This is a genomic window from Facklamia sp. P9177, from assembly GCF_050409585.1.
Taxonomy (GTDB): Bacteria; Bacillota; Bacilli; order Lactobacillales; family Aerococcaceae; genus Facklamia.
This window is the reverse complement of the sequence record NZ_JBNUPE010000007.1, coordinates 18,702-42,993: the sequence shown is the minus strand read 5'-3', so window position 1 is coordinate 42,993 and position 24,292 is coordinate 18,702. Positions and strand designations below refer to the sequence as shown.

The 24,292-nt window shown below is 36.5% G+C and carries 20 protein-coding genes and 1 pseudogene; 16 read left to right on the top strand and 5 right to left on the bottom strand.

All coding sequences use genetic code 11. From position 1 onward, the window contains the following. Positions 1-981: 981 nt before the first annotated feature. The 9 genes from ACQV18_RS05120 to buk all read left to right on the top strand — a co-directional run bounded on the left by ACQV18_RS05120 (position 982) and on the right by buk (position 10,583). Positions 982-1,977: a D-2-hydroxyacid dehydrogenase gene (locus ACQV18_RS05120; protein WP_428873490.1), complete on the top strand. Its 996-nt coding sequence runs from the start codon at positions 982-984 to the stop codon at positions 1,975-1,977. 61 nt (positions 1,978-2,038) lie between these two features. Then, positions 2,039-2,500 carry a YopX family protein gene (locus ACQV18_RS05115; RefSeq protein WP_428873491.1) on the top strand — a complete coding sequence of 154 codons (462 nt, stop codon included), beginning with the start codon at positions 2,039-2,041 and terminating at the stop codon, positions 2,498-2,500. A 163-nt stretch (positions 2,501-2,663) separates the two neighbouring features. Beyond that, on the top strand, positions 2,664-3,770 hold the full coding sequence (pdhA, locus tag ACQV18_RS05110; protein ID WP_428873493.1) for a pyruvate dehydrogenase (acetyl-transferring) E1 component subunit alpha: 1,107 nt from the start codon (positions 2,664-2,666) through the stop codon (positions 3,768-3,770). A gap of 1 nt (position 3,771) precedes the next feature. Next, entirely contained in the window at positions 3,772-4,749 is a 978-nt protein-coding gene (locus ACQV18_RS05105; protein ID WP_428873495.1) for an alpha-ketoacid dehydrogenase subunit beta, read from the top strand. A gap of 14 nt (positions 4,750-4,763) precedes the next feature. Next, the gene (locus tag ACQV18_RS05100; protein WP_428875020.1) at positions 4,764-6,095 is read left to right on the top strand and encodes a dihydrolipoamide acetyltransferase family protein; all 1,332 of its coding nucleotides are present in this window, start codon (positions 4,764-4,766) and stop codon (positions 6,093-6,095) included. Between the two features lie 7 nt (positions 6,096-6,102). Beyond that, the gene (lpdA, locus tag ACQV18_RS05095) at positions 6,103-7,515 is read left to right on the top strand and encodes a dihydrolipoyl dehydrogenase (RefSeq protein WP_428873498.1); all 1,413 of its coding nucleotides are present in this window, start codon (positions 6,103-6,105) and stop codon (positions 7,513-7,515) included. A gap of 23 nt (positions 7,516-7,538) precedes the next feature. Beyond that, complete coding sequence (locus ACQV18_RS05090; protein ID WP_428873552.1) at positions 7,539-8,576, top strand: PTS transporter subunit IIC; 1,038 nt, start codon at positions 7,539-7,541, stop codon at positions 8,574-8,576. A 26-nt stretch (positions 8,577-8,602) separates the two neighbouring features. Continuing rightward, entirely contained in the window at positions 8,603-9,511 is a 909-nt protein-coding gene (locus tag ACQV18_RS05085; protein WP_428892658.1) for a phosphate acyltransferase, read from the top strand. 1 nt (position 9,512) lies between these two features. After that, a complete protein-coding gene (gene buk, locus ACQV18_RS05080; protein WP_428873500.1) occupies positions 9,513-10,583 on the top strand; it encodes a butyrate kinase in 1,071 nt (356 codons plus the stop codon). Here buk and ACQV18_RS05075 read toward each other — a convergent pair. From ACQV18_RS05075 to ACQV18_RS05060, 4 genes are all read right to left on the bottom strand, one after another. After that, complete coding sequence (locus ACQV18_RS05075) at positions 10,580-11,464, bottom strand: LysR family transcriptional regulator (protein WP_428873502.1); 885 nt, start codon at positions 11,462-11,464, stop codon at positions 10,580-10,582. The two genes, buk and ACQV18_RS05075, sit on opposite strands and share 4 nt — an antisense overlap. A gap of 211 nt (positions 11,465-11,675) precedes the next feature. Continuing rightward, entirely contained in the window at positions 11,676-12,548 is an 873-nt protein-coding gene (locus ACQV18_RS05070; RefSeq protein WP_428892657.1) for a carbohydrate ABC transporter permease, read from the bottom strand. Next, complete coding sequence (locus tag ACQV18_RS05065; protein ID WP_428873506.1) at positions 12,548-13,474, bottom strand: carbohydrate ABC transporter permease; 927 nt, start codon at positions 13,472-13,474, stop codon at positions 12,548-12,550. Before ACQV18_RS05065 ends, ACQV18_RS05070 begins: the two co-directional genes overlap by 1 nt. A 74-nt stretch (positions 13,475-13,548) precedes the next feature. Continuing rightward, positions 13,549-14,820: an ABC transporter substrate-binding protein gene (locus tag ACQV18_RS05060; protein ID WP_428873507.1), complete on the bottom strand. Its 1,272-nt coding sequence runs from the start codon at positions 14,818-14,820 to the stop codon at positions 13,549-13,551. A 110-nt stretch (positions 14,821-14,930) separates the two neighbouring features. Here ACQV18_RS05060 and ACQV18_RS05055 point away from each other — a divergent pair, with 110 nt between their 5' ends. The 5 genes and pseudogenes from ACQV18_RS05055 to mgtE all read left to right on the top strand — a co-directional run bounded on the left by ACQV18_RS05055 (position 14,931) and on the right by mgtE (position 19,692). Beyond that, positions 14,931-16,229: an alpha-amylase family glycosyl hydrolase gene (locus tag ACQV18_RS05055; protein ID WP_428875022.1), complete on the top strand. Its 1,299-nt coding sequence runs from the start codon at positions 14,931-14,933 to the stop codon at positions 16,227-16,229. A 132-nt stretch (positions 16,230-16,361) separates the two neighbouring features. Continuing rightward, positions 16,362-16,616 (top strand): annotated as a pseudogene (locus ACQV18_RS05050) (ArsR/SmtB family transcription factor); the annotation flags it as partial. 28 nt (positions 16,617-16,644) lie between these two features. Next, entirely contained in the window at positions 16,645-17,043 is a 399-nt protein-coding gene (locus ACQV18_RS05045; RefSeq protein WP_428892656.1) for an arsenate reductase ArsC, read from the top strand. Between the two features lie 10 nt (positions 17,044-17,053). Beyond that, positions 17,054-18,106: an ACR3 family arsenite efflux transporter gene (gene arsB / locus ACQV18_RS05040; RefSeq protein ID WP_428873511.1), complete on the top strand. Its 1,053-nt coding sequence runs from the start codon at positions 17,054-17,056 to the stop codon at positions 18,104-18,106. A 263-nt stretch (positions 18,107-18,369) separates the two neighbouring features. Beyond that, positions 18,370-19,692 carry a magnesium transporter gene (gene mgtE / locus ACQV18_RS05035; RefSeq protein WP_428873512.1) on the top strand — a complete coding sequence of 441 codons (1,323 nt, stop codon included), beginning with the start codon at positions 18,370-18,372 and terminating at the stop codon, positions 19,690-19,692. 210 nt (positions 19,693-19,902) lie between these two features. Here mgtE and ACQV18_RS05030 read toward each other — a convergent pair whose 3' ends face one another. After that, positions 19,903-21,240, bottom strand: a complete 1,338-nt coding sequence (locus ACQV18_RS05030; RefSeq protein WP_428876111.1) for an MATE family efflux transporter — start codon at positions 21,238-21,240, stop codon at positions 19,903-19,905. A 189-nt stretch (positions 21,241-21,429) separates the two neighbouring features. On the opposite strand from ACQV18_RS05030, the gene ACQV18_RS05025 reads away from it, so the two are divergent. After that, entirely contained in the window at positions 21,430-22,665 is a 1,236-nt protein-coding gene (locus ACQV18_RS05025; protein ID WP_428873514.1) for a lipid II:glycine glycyltransferase FemX, read from the top strand. Positions 22,666-22,966: 301 nt separating this feature from the next. Continuing rightward, complete coding sequence (locus ACQV18_RS05020; protein WP_428873515.1) at positions 22,967-24,202, top strand: lipid II:glycine glycyltransferase FemX; 1,236 nt, start codon at positions 22,967-22,969, stop codon at positions 24,200-24,202. Positions 24,203-24,292: the final 90 nt, after the last annotated feature.

Genomic DNA, 24,292 nt, shown 5'->3' with positions numbered 1-24,292 from the left:
TGCGGATGCTTATCATTGATTTCTTTCAGAAAGATTCTTGCTAATAGTTTCTGGCAATAATGCATTTCATGGATCAAAGAATTTAATTACTTTGCCTTTCAAAGATTTTAGAAGGGAGTCAATTTTATTATGATTTTCTTAGTGTCAAATTAATAGTGTAAGCTAGATCGCAAAATTATAATAAATAGACCAGCATTTTTACTCTTTTCTAATAGTCAGCTCGCATTTTGATGAGCTGTCGATTGCATTGATACGATTGAATATTTGCCTTGCAAGTATGCTCAGCTAAAAGGCGAGGGAAGCAAAGGGCGCTGACTCATCCATTCAAGCTACTTAGCGCATTGTTAGCTCTCTTCTTAATTTTTTTGTGAACAGCTCCTTTTTGATCCACAAGGTGTTGAAGTTTGAAGCGGACTTTATCAAAGCTTCATGTATCCGATGTCTGAACTTTGCATCATACTCTGTGATATAACAAAAAACCGTTTTCTCCAGAGCTGCTGTATGAGGAAATTGTTCTTTCACTTTGCTGATTCGCTGGATTTGTTGATTAATTGCTTCTTTTGAATCATTTCCACGTCTAATAGGAGCAAAAGCAGGGCCACAATGAAGACAAACATAATCTTTTTATGGGGTGTTTTTGTTAGCCTTCGGCTTCCTATTTTTAAAATTAAGAAGGATCGACCGCTCTTTGTTCAGCAAAAAGTTAATGGCATCTTCTAAGGCTAGGCGCAAAATTACTGAACAGACTCACCTTGTGCGAGTGCAGTCATTCGTTTTGTGTTAAATTTTTCTATAAGGGACCTCCTGTTTGTGATTGTTTTGTGGCCATCACAATCTTATAAAAGGAGGTTTTTTCTATTGAGACTTCGAGCTTAGACCAAAAATTTTAGGCTGTGGAGATACTTTGTAAAAAAAGAGTAATTGTTTGTATTTAAAAACGTTTATTTATAGAATAAGTGTGAAAAAGAAAGGAGAGTCATTATGACAAAAATAATCGCATTTGGTATCCGGGATGAAGAAAGACCGATAGTTGAGGCTTGGGCCAATAAAGCCAATGTAGAAGTTAAGATGTTGCAAGATATTTTAACTGAAAAGACAATTTACCAAGTAGAAGGGTATGATGGGGTCACCTTATCCCAAGTGGCTCCTTTAGAGCAATCGATTTATGCTAAGTTAGAGGCATTTGGCATTAAACAGATCGCTCAAAGAAGTGCTGGAGTGGATATGTATGATTTGGAAATGGCTAAACGTCATCATTTGATCGTTTCCAATGTCCCTACTTACTCACCAGAATCAATTGCAGAATGGTCAGCTTTGACGGCGATGAATCTTATTCGGCATTATGATGCTATTCAAGAACAAGTGAAGAAGCATAATTTTTCTTGGACACCAAATATTAGAGGTCGAGTAATCGGAAATATGACCGTTGCAATTATCGGTACCGGTCATATTGGCCAATGTGTCGCACAAATTTTTAAAGGGATGGGCGCTAAAATAGTTGGATATGATTTATACCCAAATGATGAACTGAAGGATTTATTAGAGTATCAATCTTCGATAGAACAGGCAGTAGAACAAGCAGATATTGTTTCTTTACACATACCTGCTATTGAGGAAAATCACCACTTATTTGATGAGAAGATGTTTAAGAAGTTTAAGCAAGGAGCAGTCTTATTAAATATGGCAAGAGGATCAGTAATTGATACGACGGCACTACTAAATGCTTTAGATGAGGGCATCCTATTAGGAGCTGGACTGGATACCTATGAACATGAAGCGCCTTATATTCCCAAAGATTTTTCAGACAAGGAAATTGAAGATGAAGTCTTTGTAAAAGTATTAGACCATCCTAAGGTGATTTATTCTCCTCATATTGCATTTTATACGGATGAATCAGTAAAAAACTTAGTAGAAGGCGGCCTAAACGCTACATTAGATGTCATTAAAACTGGAACAACCAAAAATCGAGTAAATTAAGATAAAAATTAGATATACAATTTTGTATATCTAATTTTTATATAGGGGGTAGGAAGGAAAAATGAAAGCAAGAGTTTGGTTTGATGAAAAACGTCAAATGAGTTATTTTGATCAAGTTATTGAGAAGGGGACAAATCAATTTGAGGGGGTATTAGCCGGTCAAAGTGAAGCAAATCTATGGAAATTATCAGAAGGTGACTGCTTGATGTATTCGACGGCTTTGTTTGAAAAGACAGCTAAAAAGAGTGGTAAACTGATCTATGAAGGAGACATTGTTAAGAGCCGATATATTCATGAACGATTAAATTGTGGAGGACTTAATACACCAGAAAATATCGGAGTGGTTGTTTTCAGACAAAATGAATGGCAATTGAAAGTTAAAGTAGAGAAAAAATTAGCTTATTTAAGGGATAACTATTTTTATTTTTCTTTGGATGATCCTTATAGCTATCGTCAAGTCATTGGAAATGAATTAGAAAATGATCTCGATCAATTAGTCGAGAAACACACCACCAAAATGTAAACCAAGAGAAGACAGCTCTTTGTCAATTATTTTAAGGGTTTTGTTTAGCTTGAGGATAAAATCAATAGCATCATAGATTTTATGTATTTTACCTTTGTTGAAACAAAACTTATAATAAAATTGTAAGCGCTTAATAAAAAATATAATGGAAGGTAGTGAAAACATGGTGAAGAAGCTAAGTAGTGTTGACTTTAACCAAGTTGTTGATCAGTATGCCAAACCTTTTGAAATGGTTCAAGTTTTAGACGAAAATGGAAAAGTTGTTGATCCAGAAACATTGAAATCAATAACAGATGAAGAGTTAGTATCTTTGATGGAAGATATTGTTTGGGGTCGTGCTCTCGATGAGAGAACAATTATTTTAAATCGCCAAGGAGCCTTGGGAAATTATGCAACGGCAGGAGGGCAAGAAGCGAGTCAATTCGGCTCATTGGCTGCCTTAACTCGTGATGATTTCTTAGTTCCGACTTATAGAGATTTAGGAGTATTGATTCGTCACGGATTGCCTATGTATCAAGGGTTCCTATGGTATAAGGGCCATGTTGCAGGTAACCAATTTGAGCAGGATTTTAATGCATATGCTCCCCAAGTAATGGTAGGAGGAACTTTACCTCCAGCAGCGGGTGTAGCCATTGGTAAAAAATTCAACGATTCAAAATCAGTTGTACTGGCTCTTTGTGGAGATGGAGCAACGTCACAAGGTGACTTCTATGAAGGAATCAACTTCGCAGGAGCTTATCAAGCACCATTAATTACAGTTGTTCAAAACAATAGATATGGTATATCTGTTCCAGTGGCACAACAAACAGCTGCTCAAACCTTGGCTCAAAAAGCGGTTGCAGCAGGTATTACTGCTGTACAAGTAGACGGCATGGATCCAGTCGCAATGTATGCAACAGTCAAGAAAGCACGTGAATATGCGATAGCGGGTAACGGTCCTGTATTAATTGAAGCCTTGACTTATCGTTTTGGACCGCATACGATGTCGGATGATCCAAAACGTTATCGTGGAGACGATGAACTAGCAGAATGGATGGCAAAAGATCCACTTATTCGTCTTCGCAATTATTTAACAGAAAAAGGCTTATGGTCAGAAGAAAAAGAAAATCAAGTCATTGAAGATTTAAAGAGTGAAGTGAAAGAAGCGATGGCACGTATGGCACAAGAGCCTGCTCAAAAAGTTTCTGATTTCTTGAAGAACATGTTTGAAGTGACTCCGCCAAGTATTTTAGAACAAATTAAGAAGTATGAAGCAAAGGAGATGAGATAAGATGGCAGTATTAACACTAGCACAAGCAATTACAGCAGGACTTAAAGAAGTTTTAAGCCGTGACAACAAAACCTTAATATTTGGTGAAGATGTCGGTTTAAACGGAGGTGTTTTCAGAATTACCGATGGATTACAAGAAGAATTTGGGAAAAATCGTGTGTTTGACACCCCGTTAGCAGAATCAGCTATCTTAGGCATGGCAACAGGTTTGGCTACAGAAGGTTTTCGTCCTATTCCAGAAATACAATTTTCTGGTTTTATCTTAGAAGCAATGGATCCTCTAGTGGCTCAAATTTCTCGTTTTCGCTTTCGTTATGGTGGAACTCGTCAAATGCCTGTAACCATTCGTGCTCCATATGGTGGGGGAGTTCACACACCTGAATTACACTCTGATTCATTGGAAGGAATGATGGCTCAAGTTCCTGGCTTACGTGTAGTTATTCCTTCTTCTGCTTATGACGCAAAAGGTTTACTCATTTCATCTGTTGAATCGAACGATCCAGTTGTTTTCTTAGAACATTTAAAATTATATCGCTCAGTTAAAGGCGAAGTACCTGAAGAATATTATACTGTACCGTTAGATAAGGCGAATGTAGTCCGTAAAGGAAAAGATATTACTTTAATTGGCTATGGACTAATGGTAGGGTTGGCAGTTAAGGCTGCTGACAAATTAGCACAAGAAGGAATTGAAGCAGAAGTAATCGATTTACGTACCGTAGCTCCTTATGACTTTGAAACAATTCAGTCTTCGATTGCAAAAACTCATCGTGCAGTTGTTTTACAAGAATCGCAACGACTTGCAGGAATTGCTGGTCAGATAGCTTCAGATATTAGTGAACGTTGCTTTATGGATTTAGATGCACCTGTTGCGCGTGTAACCTCACCTGATACTGTTTATACCTTTGGGGCAGCGGAGTCAGTTTGGATACCAGATGAGAATGATATCTATGAACAGGCTCTAGAAACATTTAAATTCTAAAAGGAGGCATTTTGATGTATCAATTTATATTACCTGATGCTGGTGAAGGTACTCATGAAGCAGAAGTGCTCACCTGGCATGTTAAAGTTGGAGATAAGGTTGAAGAAGACCAAATCATTTTGGAAATACAAAGTGATAAAGCTGCTGTTGAATTGCCTTCACCTGTATCCGGAACAATTTCTAAGCTATATGCTGAAGAAGGTGAAATTGCTTTAGTAGGCAAGCCTATTGCCGATATAGCTCTTGAAGGAGAGGAAGTGGGGAGCCAAGTAGAAAATGTTGCTCAACCAGATTCTCAAGATAATCTGGTTGAAGAAAACAGCTCCAATACATCAGATACAGTGGATCTAGTGGAAGAAAAAGATACTAATAGAACGGAAGCTGTATCGGATGATATTCGTAAGATGGCTATTCCTAGAGTACGTAAATATGCTCGTAGCAAGGGGGTTGACCTTTCGAAAGTAATCGGCACAGGAAATCACGGTAAGATTACGATAGAAGATATCGATCATTTCTTAGAAACAGGTCAAACTGTAGCCCCTAGCGAAGAAACTTCAAATAAACAAGTAAGTCAAGCAGTCGTTGAAAATCAAGTGTCTACTTCTAGCGCGACTCCAGTAGCTGCTGAAGCAATGGCTGAAGATCGAGTGGAAAAACTGAGCATGATGCGTAGAGTAATTGCTAAAGCCATGGTTGAAAGTAAGCGAGTTTCACCTCACGTAACGGTATTTGATCAAGTAGAAGTTTCAGCTTTAGTGGAACATCGTAATCGAATGAAACAAATTGCTAAGAATAAAGATATTAAGTTAACCTATTCTGCATATTTTGTGAAAGTTCTAGTGGCTATGTTGAAACGTTTCCCAGAACTAAACGCTTCTATGAATCTTGAAAAGGGAGAAATATATTACCATAATTACTATCATATTGGCGTAGCTACCGACACTCCTAAAGGCTTATATGTTCCTATGATTCGTAACGCAGAAAGAAAGAGTCTATTTGAAATAGCTCAAGAAATCCAAACTCTAGCGGATAAAGCTCAAAATGGAGAGTTAGAAACAACAGATATGGATAATGGCTCTATGACTTTAACCAATGTGGGTGGCTTAGCAACAGGTGGAGTTTGGTCTACACCTATTATTAACCAACCTGAAGTAGCTATTTTGGGTGTAGGTCGAATTGAAGAACAATTCTTACCAGATGAAGAGAAGAATCCAGTATTAAAACCTGTGTTAAAATTATCTTTTGCTTTTGACCATCGAGTAGTGGATGGTGTAACCGCTCAAAAAGCAATTAATTTAATGAAAGAATACCTAAATAATCCAGATTTATTATTATCGGAAGGGTGATTGACAAATGGTAGTAGGAGATTTTGCAAAAGAAGCTGATACGATTGTAATTGGATCTGGACCGGGGGGATATGTTGCCGCCATTCGAGCGGCACAAACAGGTCAGAAAGTACTCATCATTGAGAAAGATCAAATAGGGGGAGTATGCTTAAATGTTGGTTGTATTCCTTCAAAAGCAATGATTACGGTCGGAAATGAATACGTTAAGACTAAAAACAAAACGCCTTATGGATTAGAATATGGAGACGCAAGTCTGGATTTTACGGCTCTACAAGATTGGAAGAATAATGAAGTAGTCAAAAAACTAACAGCTGGCGTTCAAGCCTTATTGAAAAAGAATAAAGTGGAAATAATCCATGGCGAAGCAATGTTTACTTCTGACCAGACTGTTCATGTTGTAAAAGAAGGAGAAATGGGCGAGACCTATCAGTTTAAGAATGTGATTATAGCTACTGGTAGTCGTCCAATTGAACTTTCAGGTCTACCATTTAGTGAAAACATTATTGATTCGACAGGACTACTTAATTTAACAGAACTTCCAGCATCCTTAATTATAATTGGTGGCGGCTATATCGGAATGGAATTGGCCGGAGCCTATGCTAATTTAGGTACTAAGGTAACAGTCATTGAAGCAAGTGATCGAATTCTTAATGGTTTTGAAAGTGATTTGACCAAGCCAGTTATTAAACAGATGAAAAACAAGGGTATTGACATAATTACTAAAGCAACCGTTGAATCAGCAGTAGACAAAGAAGGAAAAGTGACCGTTTCATATTCTGTTAAAGAGAAAAAAGAAGACCTTTCAGCTGATAAAGTAGCGGTTTTAGTAGGAAGAGTTCCTAATACGGATCTCTTAAGTTTAGAGTTGGCCGGAGTTAAGGTTGATGATAAAGGTTTAATTCCAGTTAATGAGAAAGGACAAACCAATAAAAATAACATATACGCGATTGGCGATATTGTCGCAGGACCGGCTTTAGCTCATAAAGCGAGTTATGAAGCAAAAGTTGCAGCTGAAGCAATTGCTGGTCATGCAGGAGTAGCAGTTGATTATTCAGTTATTCCAACAGTCTGCTATACTTATCCAGAAATTGCGACAGTCGGATTAACTGAAAAACAAGCTAAGGATCAAGGAATCAATGTCAAAAAAGCAAAATTCATGTTCCAAAGCAATGGTCGTGCTCTATCAATGAATGAAAAAGAAGGATTTGTTCGTTTAATCTCCGATAAAGAAACAAATCGTTTGATAGGGGCTCAAATGGTTGGTCCAGAAGTAAGTGAATTAATTGGAGAAATCACCTTGGCAATTGAAAATTTAATGACAGCTGAAGATTTGGTATTAACAATTCATAACCACCCAAGCCTAACAGAAACCATAATGGATGCTGCTGAAATACTTTTAGATCAAGGAATTCACCAATAGCAAATTAAAAGGAGATTTATATGATGGAAAATAAAATGACCGGTAAACAATTTGCAATGAATATTCTTAATGGTTTAGCTCTAGGTACGGTAATCGTATTAATTCCTGGCGCCCTCTTAACAGAACTGGTTAGAGCTATCGCGCCGGGATCACCTTTATTAGGTGTTCTGGCCATGTCAAACTCTATGCTAGGATTAGTCAGTGGTGTCATGATTGGATTGAATTTTAAATTTAATCCAATCCAAGCTGCCTCAATTGGTCTAGCTGCAATGTATGGAGGGGGTGCGGTTCAATTCGTTGGTGGCGCCCTTACCCTGAATGGAACAGGGGACGTCATTAATGTCGGCTTAACATCTGCATTAGCTGCTTTTGTGATATTATTAATTGGAAACAAGCTAAAATCATACACAATTATTGTAATTCCCACTTTAATGTTAGCTTTAGTAGGGAGTATAGGCCATTGGATTTTGCCTTATGTCAAAGGTATTACTGTGCTAATTGGACAAGGCGTGGCTAGCTTATTAACACTTCAACCGATTATAATGTGTATTTTAATTGCTATTGTTTTTTCGATCTTGATAGTCTCTCCAATTACAACGGTAGGAATTGCTTTAGCTGTAGGACTTTCAGGTATAGGCTCGGGAGCTGGAAACCTTGGTATTTGTGCTTGTGGTTTTGGATTAGCTATTATGGGATGGAATGTAAATGGTTCAGGAACAGCCTTGGCCCACTTTATTGGTTCACCTAAGATGTCAATGCCCATTGTGGTTAAAAATCCTAAGACAATGATTCCGATTATATGTAATGCTGCAGTCTGTGGGATGATGGCTGCTTTGTTCAATATTCAAGGAACACCGATGAGTGCAGGATTTGGTTTTAGTGGACTGGTTGGTCCGATAAATCATCTGAACTTAGTAAGTGGTGGTTTCTCATTGATAAACCTCCTAATTACTTTTGTTGCTTTTGTGGTAGTTCCTGTTAGTTTAGGCTTCGTCTTTAAATACGTTTTTACCCAAGCGGTGCCATTAGTAACCGAGGAAGATTATCGTTTAGAATTATAAAAACAAAGTAAGAAAGAAGGAAAGTTATGTCGTTCATTTCACAAATTAAGTCCTTCAAACAAAAAGAAAGATCTAGCAAAAACAAATTCGTCCTAGCTGTAGTAAAAGCTGCAGACGATGAGGTAATGAAAAGTGCAAAAAAAGCCATTCAAGAAGAAGGCTTGAAGATGATCTTTATTGATGATAAGGAGCAATTAGAAAAAATCATTGCAAATTATCAACTATCAGCAGAAGATTACGAAATCATTGACGAATCCAACGACTCACAGGCAGCTTTTGAAGCAGTTCGTTTAGTCCGTGAAGGTAAAGCTGGTGCGATTATGAAAGGGAAGCTTTCCACCGGAAAGTTATTGAAACAAGTCGTTGCTAAAGAGACAGGAATTGTCAAAAGTGGCTTATTAACCCACATGGCCGTTTTATCCATTCCCAAACTTGATCGTTTGTTAGGCATAAGTGATGGTGGCATGGTTTTGCAACCGAATAAAGAAGAGTATAAAACAATTATCCAACATGGAGTGGAAGTATTTCACAAATTAGGTGTAGAAAAGCCTAAAGTAGCTTTGTTATCTGCAGCTGAAACCTTAATTCCTAAATTGCCATCTTCTGTTAACTTTGCTGAAATCGCTGAGGAGTCAGATAATTCGCAGGCAATTATAGAAGGCCCCTTATCTTTAGATATTAGTTTATCACCGACAAGTGCAGCAGAAAAAAATTGGTCTGGAGCAATTAAAGGAGATGCTGATTTAATCATTGCTTCAGATATTGTCGCTGGTAATAGTCTATCCAAGTCACTCTTGCTATTTGGTGACGGCGAGATGGCTGGTATTATAATGGGAGCGCGCGTACCGATTATCTTAACTTCGAGAAGTGCTTCGGCTAGTGAAAAATATGCCTCTATTCTATTAGCTCAGTTAATGATGGATAAGGGGGAATAAAATGAACAAAATTATTGTCATTAATCCGGGAGCTACATCAACTAAGATAGCTTATTTTGAAAACGATCAAGAAATCTGGAAAGATGAAATTCTCTATACTAATGAGGAAATCAGTCATTTTCCACATGTTTTTGATCAGTTTGAAATGCGTTCCCAAGATGTTTTATCATTATTAGAAGAGCATCATTTAACCAAAGACCTTGACACTGCCGTAGGCCGTGGAGGGGGCATTGGTCCAGTGAAGTCAGGGGCTATTCTAGTTGATAACGAGCTATTAGATCGTCTAGAATTCCATCCAGTTATTGAACATGCTTCAAACCTAGGTGCCAAATTAGCACAAGCCGTAATCAATCACTTTGGGAAACCGGGTACCAACGCATATATATATGATCCAATTACAGTCGACTCAATGTCAGACGTAGCTAGACTGACTGGCATAAAAGGAGTGAGTCGTAAAAGTATTGGACATCATTTGAATATGCGGGCGGTTGCTAGACGAGTAGCGAGTGATATGGGGAAAAGTTATCAAGAGGCTAAAATTATAGTGGTTCATATGGGAGGAGGCTGTTCAGCTAGTGCTCATCAAGGTGGTGAAATTGTTGATTTTATTTCAGACGATGAGGTAATGTTCTCAGCAGAACGCTCTGGTGGAATTGCTATTAAAAATTTAATCCCTCTAATCAAAGAAAGGGGAGTCGATGCGTTTTATAAATTTGCTAGAAACGAAGCAGGCTTATACTCTTATTTTCAAACAAAGGATTTAAGATTGATCGAGCAACGAGCTGTTGATGGAGATGAAGAAGCTAAGTTAGTACTTGAAGCTATGGCTTTAGGGATTGCGAAAACAATCGCTTGTTTGGCAGCTACGATAGGCGGTCCAGTTGATGCCGTTTCAATGACAGGTGGAATGGCTCATTCGGAATTTTTAAGAAATGAAGTCAAGAAAAGAACAGCATTTATTGGTCCGTTTATTCCATTCCCAGGAGAATTTGAAATGATTGCCTTAGCAAAAGGTGGTAACCGCGTCTTAAATCAAGAAGAGACCGCACATCGTTTAGCAGAAATGGGTTAATTTGATTTTATGATGGATATAAATTCATTCATCGCTGGTGTCAATGTATAATTATTTCGCAAAGCAATACCAATCGGATAATAGTTATTGCGATCTTCCAAGGGAACCCAAGCGAGTTCTTCTAATTTGCTTAAAGGCTTAAACTCACTCGGTAAAATGCAGATTGAGTTTAAGCTTTTTAAGCTATGAGTAAGCACTTCCCAATCATTGTTGACTAGAACAATATTTGGATCGAACCCAACCTTGCGACAGCGTTTAGGTAACATTTCACCTAGCATAAAATTATCAGTTAGATTACAGAAATTTTCGTCTCTTAAATCTTTAAATTCAAGCGAAGCACGACTAGAGAGTGGGTTGCTTTTAGGTAGAACAACACTGACCTTATATCCTTGAGTGGTCGTGTTTAAAGGTTCAATATGAATGCCTTCTTCAATCTTAGGAAAAGAAACGAGGCCAATGTCAATTGTACCCTCAGCAAGCAATTGTTGAAGATGACGAGACCCATCTTGAACTAGGACCAATTCCAAGTTGGAATGGGTAGCAATAAATTTTGATATTTGAGGCATGAATTGAATGGCAAAGAGAGAAGTTAATCCGACTTTCATTATTTCAGCTGGATTATGATTATAGCCTTGAATTTCAAGAACTAGTTCATCGAAAGCTTCGGTCAAGTTTTTCCCCCTGTCATAAAGAATTTTACCGGTATGAGTAAGCGTCATTTCTTTTTCTGAATAAGTAAAAAGTTGTGTATCTAGTTCCAGTTCAATTTTTTTAATTGCTTGGGAAAGTGTAGGTTGAGTAATAAAAAGACTTTTAGCAGCGTGAGAAATGTTTTTTGTTTCTGCTACAGCAATAAAATATTTAATCTGACGTATATCCAAGATAGACACCTCCTTTTAGATTTTTTAAATTCATTATATCAAATGACGGCTATTTCTACTAATAAAGCTAATTTTTGTTTAATAGATTGTTTTGTTTTTTGCATTATGATTGATTTTATGAGAGCTTGAATATTGTTATAGTTTCCTCAAAAGCTAATAAAAATAGAGATCCTTCTTTGATTTGTCTGGCAGGATCTCTATTTAGTTTGTTTTATTTAATTGCTCCATCAACCATGCCTTTAAGGATTTGTTTTTGAGCAAAGAGGAAAACAATAATGATTGGAATCATAATCATTAAGGATGAAGATAAAATCATATCCCACTGTTTAGTGTAGGAACCGGCAAAGTTTGAAATAGCAATCGGTAATGTTTGAATGTCATTACCGACACCTAACAATTGCATCGGCAGTAAGAAATCATTCCAGATCCAAATGCCATTTAAAATAATAATCGTAACATAGATTGGTTTCATAATGGGCATGACTACATAAAAGAAAGTTTGTAGTTTGTTAGCACCATCTATTTCGGCAGCTTCTTCAATCTCAAGTGGGACACCCTTTAAAAAACCATGAAACATAAAGACAGACATGCCCATTCCAAAGCCAATGTAGGCCAAGATTATCCCAGGATAAGATCTCAAGAGTGAGAAATTCATTAGGGGTTCAGTTACATTCATGGATAGGATTCTAAACCAAGTAATCAGTGGATACATGACGACTTGGAAAGGGATAACCATTGAAGCCACAAACATATAAAAAATGAGTGAAGAAGTTTTTGATTTGTATCTCACTAATCCCCAAGCAGCTAATGAACTGACCAGACTAATTAGAGCCAAGGAAGTGACAGTAATAATTACTGATGATAAAAAAGAACTAGGATAATCAATAGAGGGGTTGTTCCAAATAGTAAGGAAGTTTTCCCATATTTGTCCCCAATTTTCAGGCAGTGAGAGTGGATTGACTAATATTTCGCGAGAGGACTTGGCTGAGTTAATAAATATTAACAGTAAGGGGCTGATAAATAAGACAAAAACTAAGAGGGCGAACAACTCTAAGAAAAACTTTTTCCATTTGACAATTGACATTACATTTCGACCTCCTGACGTTTTGTAATATAAGTCTGACTAAGACTAATAATGACTAGAATAACAAAAAGAATTACTGCTCGAGCTTGACCATAAGCTAAATTATTTTCAACAGAAGCAGTATTATAAATATTCATAGTGATAAACTCAGTAGACTTGATGGCTTCACTATTCCACATCATAGAAGGGCCACCACCCGTCAAGGAGTAATTGACATCGAATATTTTAAAGGAATTATTAATGGTTAAAAATAAAGAAACAGTAAATGATGGCATAATCATTGGCAAAGTAATGTGGCGTAGCTTTCCCCACCAATTGGCTCCATCTAAGGAAGCAGATTCATACAATGAACGAGGAACGTTTTGCAAGCCCGCGTAATAAATCATCATAATATAACCGGCATATTGCCAAGTTGAAGTTAAAACCAAGGCAGAAACAGCTAGACGCGGAGAACCTAAGAAGAGATTTTCAACCAGCCAATCGAAAGCCAACAATTCTCCAACTTGAGGAAAAACATTATTATAGATAAATTGCCAAATATAACCCAAGACAATTCCACCAATTAGATTAGGAACAAAGAAGCCCGCACGATAAATATCTCTACCTTTAACTTGACTAGAAACAATCATAGCTAAAGTAAAAGCGACTAAATTAATAATAATTATATTAAAAAAAGCAAAAATAAAGGTAACCATCAGAGAATAACGAAAACGAGAATCGGCAAAACTTTCTTTATAATTACCCAAACCAATAAAATCTGCAACAGGCTTAATAATCCCGCCCCAATTCGTAAATGAATAATAAATGCCCATCACGAAGGGAATGAAAATCACTAAAGTAAGTGCAATAAAAGCAGGGGCCACTAAAAAAATAAAATTGCGACGCTGCCGTTTACTACGAGATTTTTTATGAGAGGCAGATGCCATAAGAACCCTCCTTATAAATGAAGGAACTAGAAGAAACCCTCTAGTCCCTTTAAGAACACTGCTAAATTAACCTTTTATTCTGAAAGTTGTGAAATTTCTTCAGACATTAGTTGAATGAATTCATCTTTGTCAATGTTACCTTGAGCAAATTGACCATAGATAGGGCCTAGGTTATTCATACCGAAACCATCAGGCATAAAATAAGTCGAATCAAAGGAGTAAACTGGCTTTTCATCAACAATCCATTGTGCTAAGAATGCAGACATTGGCGCTTGTGGTGTTTCTTCAGTGGTTGAGAAAGGTGAGATCATATTGGCTTGGTTTACAATATAGTCTTGACCTTCAGGAGTATCCACCATGTCTTGGAAGAATTTATTGATAGATTCCATTGCGCCAGATTCTTTATTCACAACATAATATGATGGAGCACCAATAAAGAGACCATCAGCATTTGCATCAGTTCCTAGTGTTTGATAAGGAATGAAGCCCATTTTGAAATCAGCCTCTAATTCTGCTAAGTTGGGATCTTTCCAGTTTCCTTGATGAAGGAAAGCTGCTTGCCCTGTAGCAAAAGCAATATCCATGTCTTCTTGTGTACCTACTGTTAACATTTGCTTGTCAGTATGTTGGAAGAGAAGCTCTACCCAATCCGCATAGTTTGCCATACGGTCTTCATCGACTTCACCTTTAAGGGTCATTTCTGTAACAGTACGGTCACCATTTTCTAAACCGGATCCAAGATAAGCGTTGAAGTCATGATTACCCATAATCCATGTTTCGCCTTCTTTAGTAGCATTTGCTACAACTGAAGTCAGTCCTAATTCTTCTTTACGATTTTCTAAATCTTCAAAAGCAGCTTTGACTGCTTCAAAAGAATCTAAACTAGCTGGATCAATGCCTGCTTTTTCTAAAAGGTCTGCATTATAAGCTAAACCATAGCCTTCAACTGAAACAGGGAAACCATAGACTTCATCGCCTTGTTTAAATTCAAATTCAGTTTGATCAATCCAATCACCTTCAAGAGGAGTGAGGAAATCAGCCCAGATATCGTAGCCTCCTTGCCCTTCAATAACAAAGACATCAGGACCGTCACCCGCTGTGAAATCTGATTTCAATTGGTCACCTAGAGTACAGGAACCTGAACAGACTTTAACTGTAACATCCACTCCATTAGCCTCACCCCATGTTTTAGCATAGTTAGTTAAAGCCTCTTGAGTTTCACTTTTGTTAGAATAGAGCGTAAAAGCATCAGGACTGTCGGACGCAGCTGAAGCGCTCGGCAGAGATATGAGAGAACTAGCCGCTAAAATCAAGCTAGCCTTAGAAATTTTTGATAGAATTGTCATGGTATTCCTCCTATAATTTTCACTTTTGTTATAATAATTATAGCTTTAAGAATAAAGGTTTGCAATCGTTTGCAAAATTAATAAAAAAAGTTACAAACAGGAGGACTAGGATGGCTAAAGAAAGTGCATTAGAGTTAAGGAAGCTGGTAATTTACAGTATATTTACCCGTAACTTTTCAAAAGAAGGTAGTTTTAAAGAGGTGGAAGCTGAAATTCCACGTTTAAAAAAGTTAGGGGTTGATATGGTTTGGTTTTTGCCTCATTATCCGATCGGAAAGATTAAACGAAAGGGCACAAAAGGATCACCCTATGCCATAAAAGACTATCGCGGCATTCACTCAGAGTTAGGTAGTCGCGAGGATTTTATTCATTTAGTGGATCAAATTCATCAAGCGGGTATGAAAGTGATGATTGATATCGTTTATAATCATACCTCTCCAGACAGTCTTTTAAGCAATCAAAAATCTCAATGGTTTTATCAAAAACCAGACGGCAGTTTTAGTAATCAGATTGGTGATTGGACAGATATTATCGATTTGGATTATAATGACAATTTTGACTTATGGGATTATCAAATTGAGACTTTAATGGACTATGCCAAAATCGTTGATGGTTTTCGCTGTGATGTAGCTTCTTTAATTCCTTTAGATTTTTGGTTGGCTGCTCGTGAAGCAGTTAAAGAAGTTAATCCTGACTTAGTGTGGTTAGCAGAGAGTGTTGAGCCTTCATTTATTCTCGAAACAAGAAAACAAGCTATGACCGGACTGTCAGACTCCGAAGTCTATCAAGCTTTTGATTTGACCTATGATTATGATATTTTTAATGATTGGGTTGCTTATTTAGAAGGAAATCAACCTTTATCTGCTTACCTTACTAGTTTAAATCGACAAAATTGGATTTATCCTGCCAACTTCACTAAATTACGTTTTTTAGAAAATCATGATCAAAAACGTATTGCAGCAAGAATTAAGGATAAGCACTCGTTAGAACAAATAACAGCCTTTAACCTCTTTTTACGTGGTGCGCATTTAATCTATAATGGACAAGAGATTCAAGCTAATCATCTACCTAATCTTTTTGAAAAAGATCCAATCGACTGGTCTAATGAGTCGACTTTTTCAGAGTATTTAGCGGACTTAATCCAAATTAAAAAGGAGTATATTCCTTGTGAAGGAAGTTTTGAAGTGGGTGGCGATGATGACTTAGAAGCTGTTTGGGTTAAGTATCAAAACCATGAAGAATGTTTGATGGGGATCTTTGCTTTGAATAAAGAAAAACATGGTTCGATTAAAATACCACTTGCTGATGGAGCATATCGTCATCTATTAGAGGATAGATGGATAAAAGTTAATGATGGAGAAATAGCCTTATCCGATAGACCTCAATACCTCACTTATAAAGAAGATTAAAGCCAAGCCTCATATCAAAACAAATTGGTATAAGGGTACATTTGTTATATGCTGAAACATCAATAAGATTTGATGTGAGGTGATAAAATGGAAGATTTAAAGGTGATGGTTGATTAAGACAAAGCGTTAAGTGATGAGAATCGTTTAGTTATTTTGCAGCTTTTGAAGAAGGGGGAACAGTGTGCTTGTGTATTACTTGAGCAACTTGACCATTCTCCATCGGGATTGTCTTACCACATGAAAAAAATAGTTGGATCAGGCATTGTTAAAGAGCGTCAGGAAGAGAAATGGGTTTACGATCGTATTTCTAATCAAGGGCGAAATCGCTTTATGTCAAATCTCAATGTTTTAACTAAGCCTACTGATAAAGAAATCAACAAGTTTTAAGCAGTTAGCTATTTAAAGGAGTTGTAAAATGAAAAAAGTAGCATTTGTCTGTGTTCATAACTCATGTCGAAGCCAAATAGCAGAAGCGCTTGCCAAACGTTATGGTCAAGGTGTAATTGAGGCATATTCAGCTGGAACGGAAGAAAAAGATCAAATTAATCAAGAGGCTGTGCGTTTAATGAAAGATATCTACCAGATAGATATGGAAGCTAACCAGCAGCCTAAATTAATCACTGAACTAGCTGAAATCGACTATTTGATCACTATGGGCTGTAATGTGAATTGTCCGTTTCTTCCTTTTAATGATCGCAAAGAGGATTGGGGCTTAGAAGATCCCAGTGGTAAATCAGATGAAGCATTTAAAGAAGTGGTTGCTTCGATTGATCAAAAAGTCAAAGAATTAGTTGCCGAAATTAGTCAATTATAGGAGGTTTTTTATGAATCAAGTTGAAATGAAATCGTTTGAAAAAAACTTAACATTATGGGTGTTGGTTTGTATGATGATGGGTGTGTTAATTGGAAAATTCATTCCGCAAATACCAGTCTTTCTCGGGCAATTTGAATTCTATAATGTTTCCATTCCTACAACTATTCTCCTATGGATTATGATTTACCCTATGATGTTGAAAATAGATTTTAATAGTGTTAAGAATATTGGAAAAAATCCTAAGGGCTTATATATTACTTGGATGGTCAACTGGGTGATCAAACCACTTACCATGTATTTTATCGCTTATTTATTCTTTAATATTATCTATGGTCGTTTCTTATCAGCTGAATTAGCTTCTGAATATGTAGCGGGTGCCGTTCTCTTAGGAGCAGCTCCATGTACTGCTATGGTCTTTGTTTGGTCGAAATTGACTCGAGGAAACAGTGCTTATACTTTGGTTCAAGTGGCAACCAATGATTTGATCCTTTTAGTAGCTTATGTACCAATTGTTAGTTTCTTATTAAAGATGGGGAATATTGCTATTCCTTGGGAGACGCTATTATTATCTATTGTACTTTTTATTGTTATTCCGCTTTTAATGAGTATGGTTACACGTCGCATTATTATCTCAAATAAAGGCAATGATTACTTAGAGAATACCTTTATTCCATCTTTTGATCGTTACACTTCTTTAGGCCTATTATTGACTTTGATTATTATTTTCTCTTTCCAAGGTAACCATATTATGAATCAGCCGCTTAATATTCTATTGATTTCTATTCCTTTGATTATTCAAACTTTACTAATCTTTGGAATTACTTTTGCTATAGCATATAAAGTCAACCTGCCATACTCAATAGCAGCACCTTGCGGCATGATTGGTGCTTCTAACTTTTTTGAATTAGCGGTAGCGGTAGCTATTTCACTTTTTGGACTTTCTTCTGGAGCTACTTTAACGACTGTTGTCGGTGTCTTAGTAGAGGTGCCTGTTATGTTAATGTTAGTTCGCTTTGCTAATAGTAAGCAACATTGTTTTAGAAAAGAAGAGCAATCCATTTAATAGATTGCTTTTTCAGCTAGCATTCGATTAAATAAATTGCTATGATATAATGAATATAAATAATTTCAAGGGGTGAGTAAGATGGATGCTGGAGAAGATGTTCGAGTCTGGAGTAACAAGAATTATAAAAAAAGACATTCACTATCAGCATCGCTTACTCGCCTTGCTTTTAGTGGGTGTTCTTTAATTGTTTAACTATAAAAATGACAGTGATTTGTAAAATCACATATAAATGAAAGAATTTTCATTTAGGAGGGAAACAAATGAAGAAATACCAAATCGATCAAATTAATCATTTACAAGAAAAAATCAATCGCATGGACCCAATTGATATTGCTGAACAATTTGATAACTTAACGGCCTATGAAATTGCTTTAAGGATTAAATTGTTGAGTAAAGATCTATTAGCGGATACTTTTGCCGAGCTGAGTAAAGAAAAGAAAATGGAAATCATTGAGATTCTATCTGATGAAGATACTGGTGAATTGATCAAAGAACTTGATGAAAATGAACTAGTTGACACTTTGCAAGAATTACCAGCCAATATGGTAAAAAAAATCATGCAATACTTTGTCACCGAAGATCGGCGACCAATTATTAATCAATTGTTGGGTTATCCAGAAGAAAGCGTCGGATCAGTGATGACCGTTAACTTTTTAGCTGCAAAAGAACGCTTGACCCTTAAAGAAATATATAATCTGGTACTCCAATCAGACCTAGATGCCAATAAATTAGAACAAATCTGGATTACAGATGGATCGCTACGCTTGTTAGGATTTATTCATTTGGGTGATTTAATTCGTTATCCTCAAGCTGAAGTATCTGACTTATTAAAGGGCTTAACACGCACAGTATCAGCTAAAGATGATCAAGAAGTGGTAGCTAAATTGGCTCAAAAATATGACTTGTCAGAAATACCGGTTGTCGATTCAGAAAATCGTTTAGTAGGTACTGTTCCTGTTGAATGGGCCATTGATATCTTAGCAGAAGAGTACCATGAAGACTTCGGAAACATTCACGGGATCAATGACGTGGAAGAAACGCATTATTTAAAACAATCTGATTTGTCGATAGCCCGCAGTCGAATTACCTGGTTAATCATTTGTTTAATTACTGCATCTGTCACGGGTTTTATAATTCAACGCTATGAAGTGACTTTAGCTACCAACGTAGCTTTAGCCATGTATATACCGATGTTAATGGATAGTGGGGGGAATGCAGGAAGTCAGTCCTCGACTACTATTATAAGAGCCCTATATTTAGGAGAATTACAAGGTGTTTCTTTTGTGAAAATTTTACTAAAAGAACTTAGGATAGGTTTTATTGTTGGACTTGCCTTGGTTGTGGTCAATATGTTAAGAATTTTAATTTTAGATTCTGTTTCATTCCAAGTGAATCTGGTCGTATCGATCACTTTATTAATGACCGTCATGTTATCCAAAGTAATCGGTGGTTTATTACCAATTTTGGCAGACAAATTAAAGATCGACCCTACTGTTATGGCAGGTCCTTTAATTACGACGATTGTTGATACTGCATCCTTACTAGTATATTTTGAAGTAGCTAGTCGTTTATTGAATATTTAATCCAGTGAAAACCATCTTGTTGCTAAAAGACACTGCACCCCATAAATGGGGCAGAATAAAAACACCTTTCACACGAATTCTGAACGGCTCCTTGTTAAGTAGATAGGTAAAAAAGTAAATTTTATGCACCTATGGATTTTATCCGTAGGTGTTTTTATGTTGGTCTCACTATTTGGGGTCAGTTCTAAAAACAACAAGATGGTTTTTATATTAAATACGAATTTGAGTCCATTTTCCTGCCTTAAATCGGTGGCGCATAAGAAGAAAGCGTGAAAATTGATCAGATAGTACACCGATCCAAATGCCAGCGAGTCCGAGCTTAAAAATATTGACCAAAATAAGAGTAACTGCGGTACGAATAATGGATGCTGAAATAATTCCTACGAATAAGGTATATTTAACATCACCACCTGATCTAAGACAACCTGCATAAATGATTTGTGAGATCTGTAATAGAACAATGACCATAGTGAATTGAATAACAATAATAGATTGGTCAATCAACTGAGGGTCCCTGAAGTAAATACCCATTAAATCGCGTCCGAAGAAGAATAAAAAGGCTGAGAGTATTATAGAAATAACAAGTCCTATTCGTTGGCAAATTTGACCAAATTCAATCGCTACTTTAGGTTTTTCTTCACCTAAGGCCTTACCTGCAAGAGCAACAGCCGCTACCTGCATTCCATCCGCAAAAGAAAATCCTAAACCCAAAATATTCATACCAGCATTATGGATTGCGAAAGTGTTTGTTCCTAAGCTAGCAGCAGTTAATGCAGTGGCTAAGAAACCAATCCGCATCGCTAAGTTTTCGATATACATAGATGATGAGAGCTTCCCAATCGTTTTAGCAACATTGAAATCAAAATGAACTTTGTTTTTCAAGAGATACCTAACTTGAATCAAACTATGAGGTTTAAATAATGAGCGTACACTCATAAACATTGCTACGACTGAACCGAGTACAGTCGCAATAGCCGCTCCTTTAATACCTAAAGCCGGGAAGCCAAACTTACCACCAATTAATAGGTAGTTAAAGAAGACGTTCAAGACAGAAGAAGTCAGGTTAGTGACAAAAGCTATTTTGGTATTACCACTTCCTCTTTGAGCGGCATTGATCGTCATAGCAATTAAGTTAAAGACCATGCCACCCATAATAATTTGATAATAAAGAACTGCAGAAGGGTGAGTATCTGGTTGACTACCTGCTAAGTGGATAATATCACTGGCAAAGAAAACAGTGATCAAACTAAAAAGTAAACATAATATAAGAGTTAGAATCATGGCGGTAAGAAAAACGCTATTAGCACCCATTTTATCTTTTTGACCTCGACGTCTAGCAACTAAAGACGAAACGGCTATATTAATCGAAATAAAAATTGCTAAGGCAATAAATTTTGGTTGAGTGGTTAAACCAACGGCTGCAATGGCATAGCTTCCTAAACTTCCTACCATCATGGTATCTATCATCCCCGCTAAGGCAATAAAAAAAGACTCCAAGACCGAAGGCCAAGCCATTTTTAAGGCTGTTAAATAATATTTTTTGTTCATTTTAAATCATCCTTTATTTAACTTTGTAAAAAAAGTATTCAACTACAATCCTATAACTTTGCTGTCTATATTACCAGAAAATTGCCCCCTTTGTTTCTACCAACGGAGTTTGAATATGTTTGAATTAATATCAGTAGAATAGCTACTTATGCTATAATGTTTGAGAATGGACGGAGAAGGAGTGCCACAATGATTCAAAATATTAAAATTAGTGACAAAGAACATGATCAATTTGTAAAAGAACATTCTAATGGCGATATGTGCCAACTATCCTCTTGGGGAAAAGTAAAACAAGCTTTTGGTTGGAAGTGGTCAAGAGTTAGTGTGGGAACTGATGCCCAAGTGACAGGCGCCGCTTCCTTATTATATAAAGAAATCCCATTGATCAAACGGTCTATCTGTTATGTTTCGAGGGGATTCGTGGTCGATTGGTTCGATGATGAATCGGTCAAAGCATTGTTAGAAGCGGTAAAAGAAGATGCTAAAAAACACCGCGCTTTTCTAATAAAAATAGATCCTGATATAGAAGAATCAACAGCTGGTCTATTAGAACAAATTGAATCCTTTGGCTTTAAGCATCAAGGGTTCACATTTGGCTTTAAAGAGGCGGCTCAACCGCGCTTTCATATGGTAACTGATATTAATAAGAATGAAAAAGAACTCTTAAAATCCTTTCAAGGTCGAACGCGAACTAATGTCAGAAAAGCCAATAAGTATGGCTTTGATTTAGAAGATGCTCCTGAGAGTAAGATGTCTATTTTCTATGACATCATGAAAGTTACTGGTGATCGAGATGGCTTTTTAATTCGTGATCTTTCATATTTTAAACGCATTTATCAAGAAATGAATCCTCCTCATGAAGCCAAGCTCTTTTTAGTAAAATTGAATCCAGACCAAGCAATCAAAGGGCTCGAACAAGATGTTAAAAACCGCCAAAAAGAACAGAAGAATTTGTCGAAGAAAGAAATCAGTGAAGGAATTCTGCAACAGTTAGAGCAAATCGAACAGTCGATTGCAAATACTTACGATTTAATAGAATCCTTAAAGCAGGCAGAAAACGAAAGTGAAGAAACCATCTATTTATCAGGAGCAATCTACGTTCAATGTGGACGCAAGGCCTATTATTTATATGGTGCATCTTCTAACCAATTCCGTGATTTATTACCTAATTACTTTATGCAATGGGAAATGATGCGTTATGCTCAAGAACAGGGGTGTTTATCGTATGATTTTGGAGGGGTGTCGGGTATGGAGGGGCATCCAGAGGATGACGCACCTGGTTTGTTTGAATTTAAAAAGCGATGGGGAGCTAATAAAAGAGCTCGAATCGGTGAGTTTGATTACGTACTTTCGCCAATACTTACTAAATTATATCGCTTTGCCTTTTCTTTAAGAGCGCGATTGATTCAGCTTAGAAATCGGTAACGGCTTTATTTTAACGAAAGTTAAAATGGATATTAGCAAGCTACTTCTAGGGGTTCAAATTTTAAGTGAGTTACATATGAAATTAAGATTATATTTAAAATACTATTCGAACACTTGAAGTAGAAATATTGAATTAAATTCTTCCTTATTATTTTATGGCTAGTAATATATAATAGCCCAACTTATATTTTTATTTCTAAGATTCACTTAATTTCATTTAATTAGAATGTAAGAGCGGATCAATTGGAAGATTTTTCACCTATGCTATAATATCAAAGAAAGATGGAGAAGGAGTTCCACAATGATTCGAAATATTATAATTAGTGATACTGAACATGATCAATTTGTAAAAGACCACCCCAATGGCGATATGTGTCAATTGTCTTCTTGGGCCAAAATAAAACAATCTTTAGGTTGGAAGTGGTCGAGAGTTAGTGTGGGCCATGAAGACCGAGTGACAGGAGTTGCATCCTTATTATATAAAGAAATTCCTATTATCAAACGTTCTATTTGTTATGTGTCTAGGGGATTCGTGGTCGATTGGTTCGATAACGAATCAGTTAAAGCCCTTCTAGAAGTGGTTAAAGAAGATGCAAAACAACATAATGCTTTTTTAATCAAAATTGATCCAGTTCTAGAAGAGTCCACCCCTCATTTATTAGAACAGATTGAAAGCTATGGATTTAATCATCAAGGGTTTACCTTTGGTTTTAAAGAGGCGATTCAGCCCCGTTTCCATATGATTACAGATTTGAATAAAAGTGAAAAAGAAATACTGGATTCATTTCAAGGATTGACTCGTACTAATATTCGAAGAGCTAATAAATATGGCTTTATTCTAGAAGAGGCGCCTATAAGTAAAATGGCTATTTTTTACAATCTTATGAAAGAAACAGGTGCAAGAGGGAAGTTCTGGATTCGAGATATAAGTTATTTCGAGCAAATTTATAATGAAATGAATCCAAAAGGAGAAGCACAATTTTACTTAGTGAGGTTAGATCCAAAAGCAGCCATAGAAGGATTAGATGCTAATGATAAGAATCGTCAAAAAGAATTGAAAAGTCTCAAAAAGAAAAAACCAACTCCAGAATTTGAACAACAAATCAAACATTTAGAAGAAGCGATTGAAAAATCTGCTCATCAGAAAAAAACTCTTGAGCAAATTGCTCAAGAAAATCCAGCCGGCTATTACTTATCAGGAGCCATTTTCGTTCAATCAGGTGGGAAAGGCTATTATTTATATGGTGCCTCATCTAATCAACTACGTGAATTACTACCGAATGACTTTATGGTTTGGGAAATGATGCGTCAAGCGAAAAAGCGGGGATGCCATTCATTTGACTTGGGAGCAATTTCTGGCTTAGAAGATAAGCATGAAGATGATGCACCCGGACTGTATAATTTTAAGAAACGTTGGGGTGCCGTTAAAAGTGCTCGAATTGGTGAGTTTGATTATGAATTATCGCATTTTATTTCAATCTTATATCGTCAATTATTTAAGTTGCGCCAAATTTACTTTAATTGGCAAAAGAATTGAAAATAATAGTCGTAAAGAACGATAACTGACAAATTGTAATAGATTATTACTAGAATATTCATAAATACATGATATACTAGAATCTCGAAA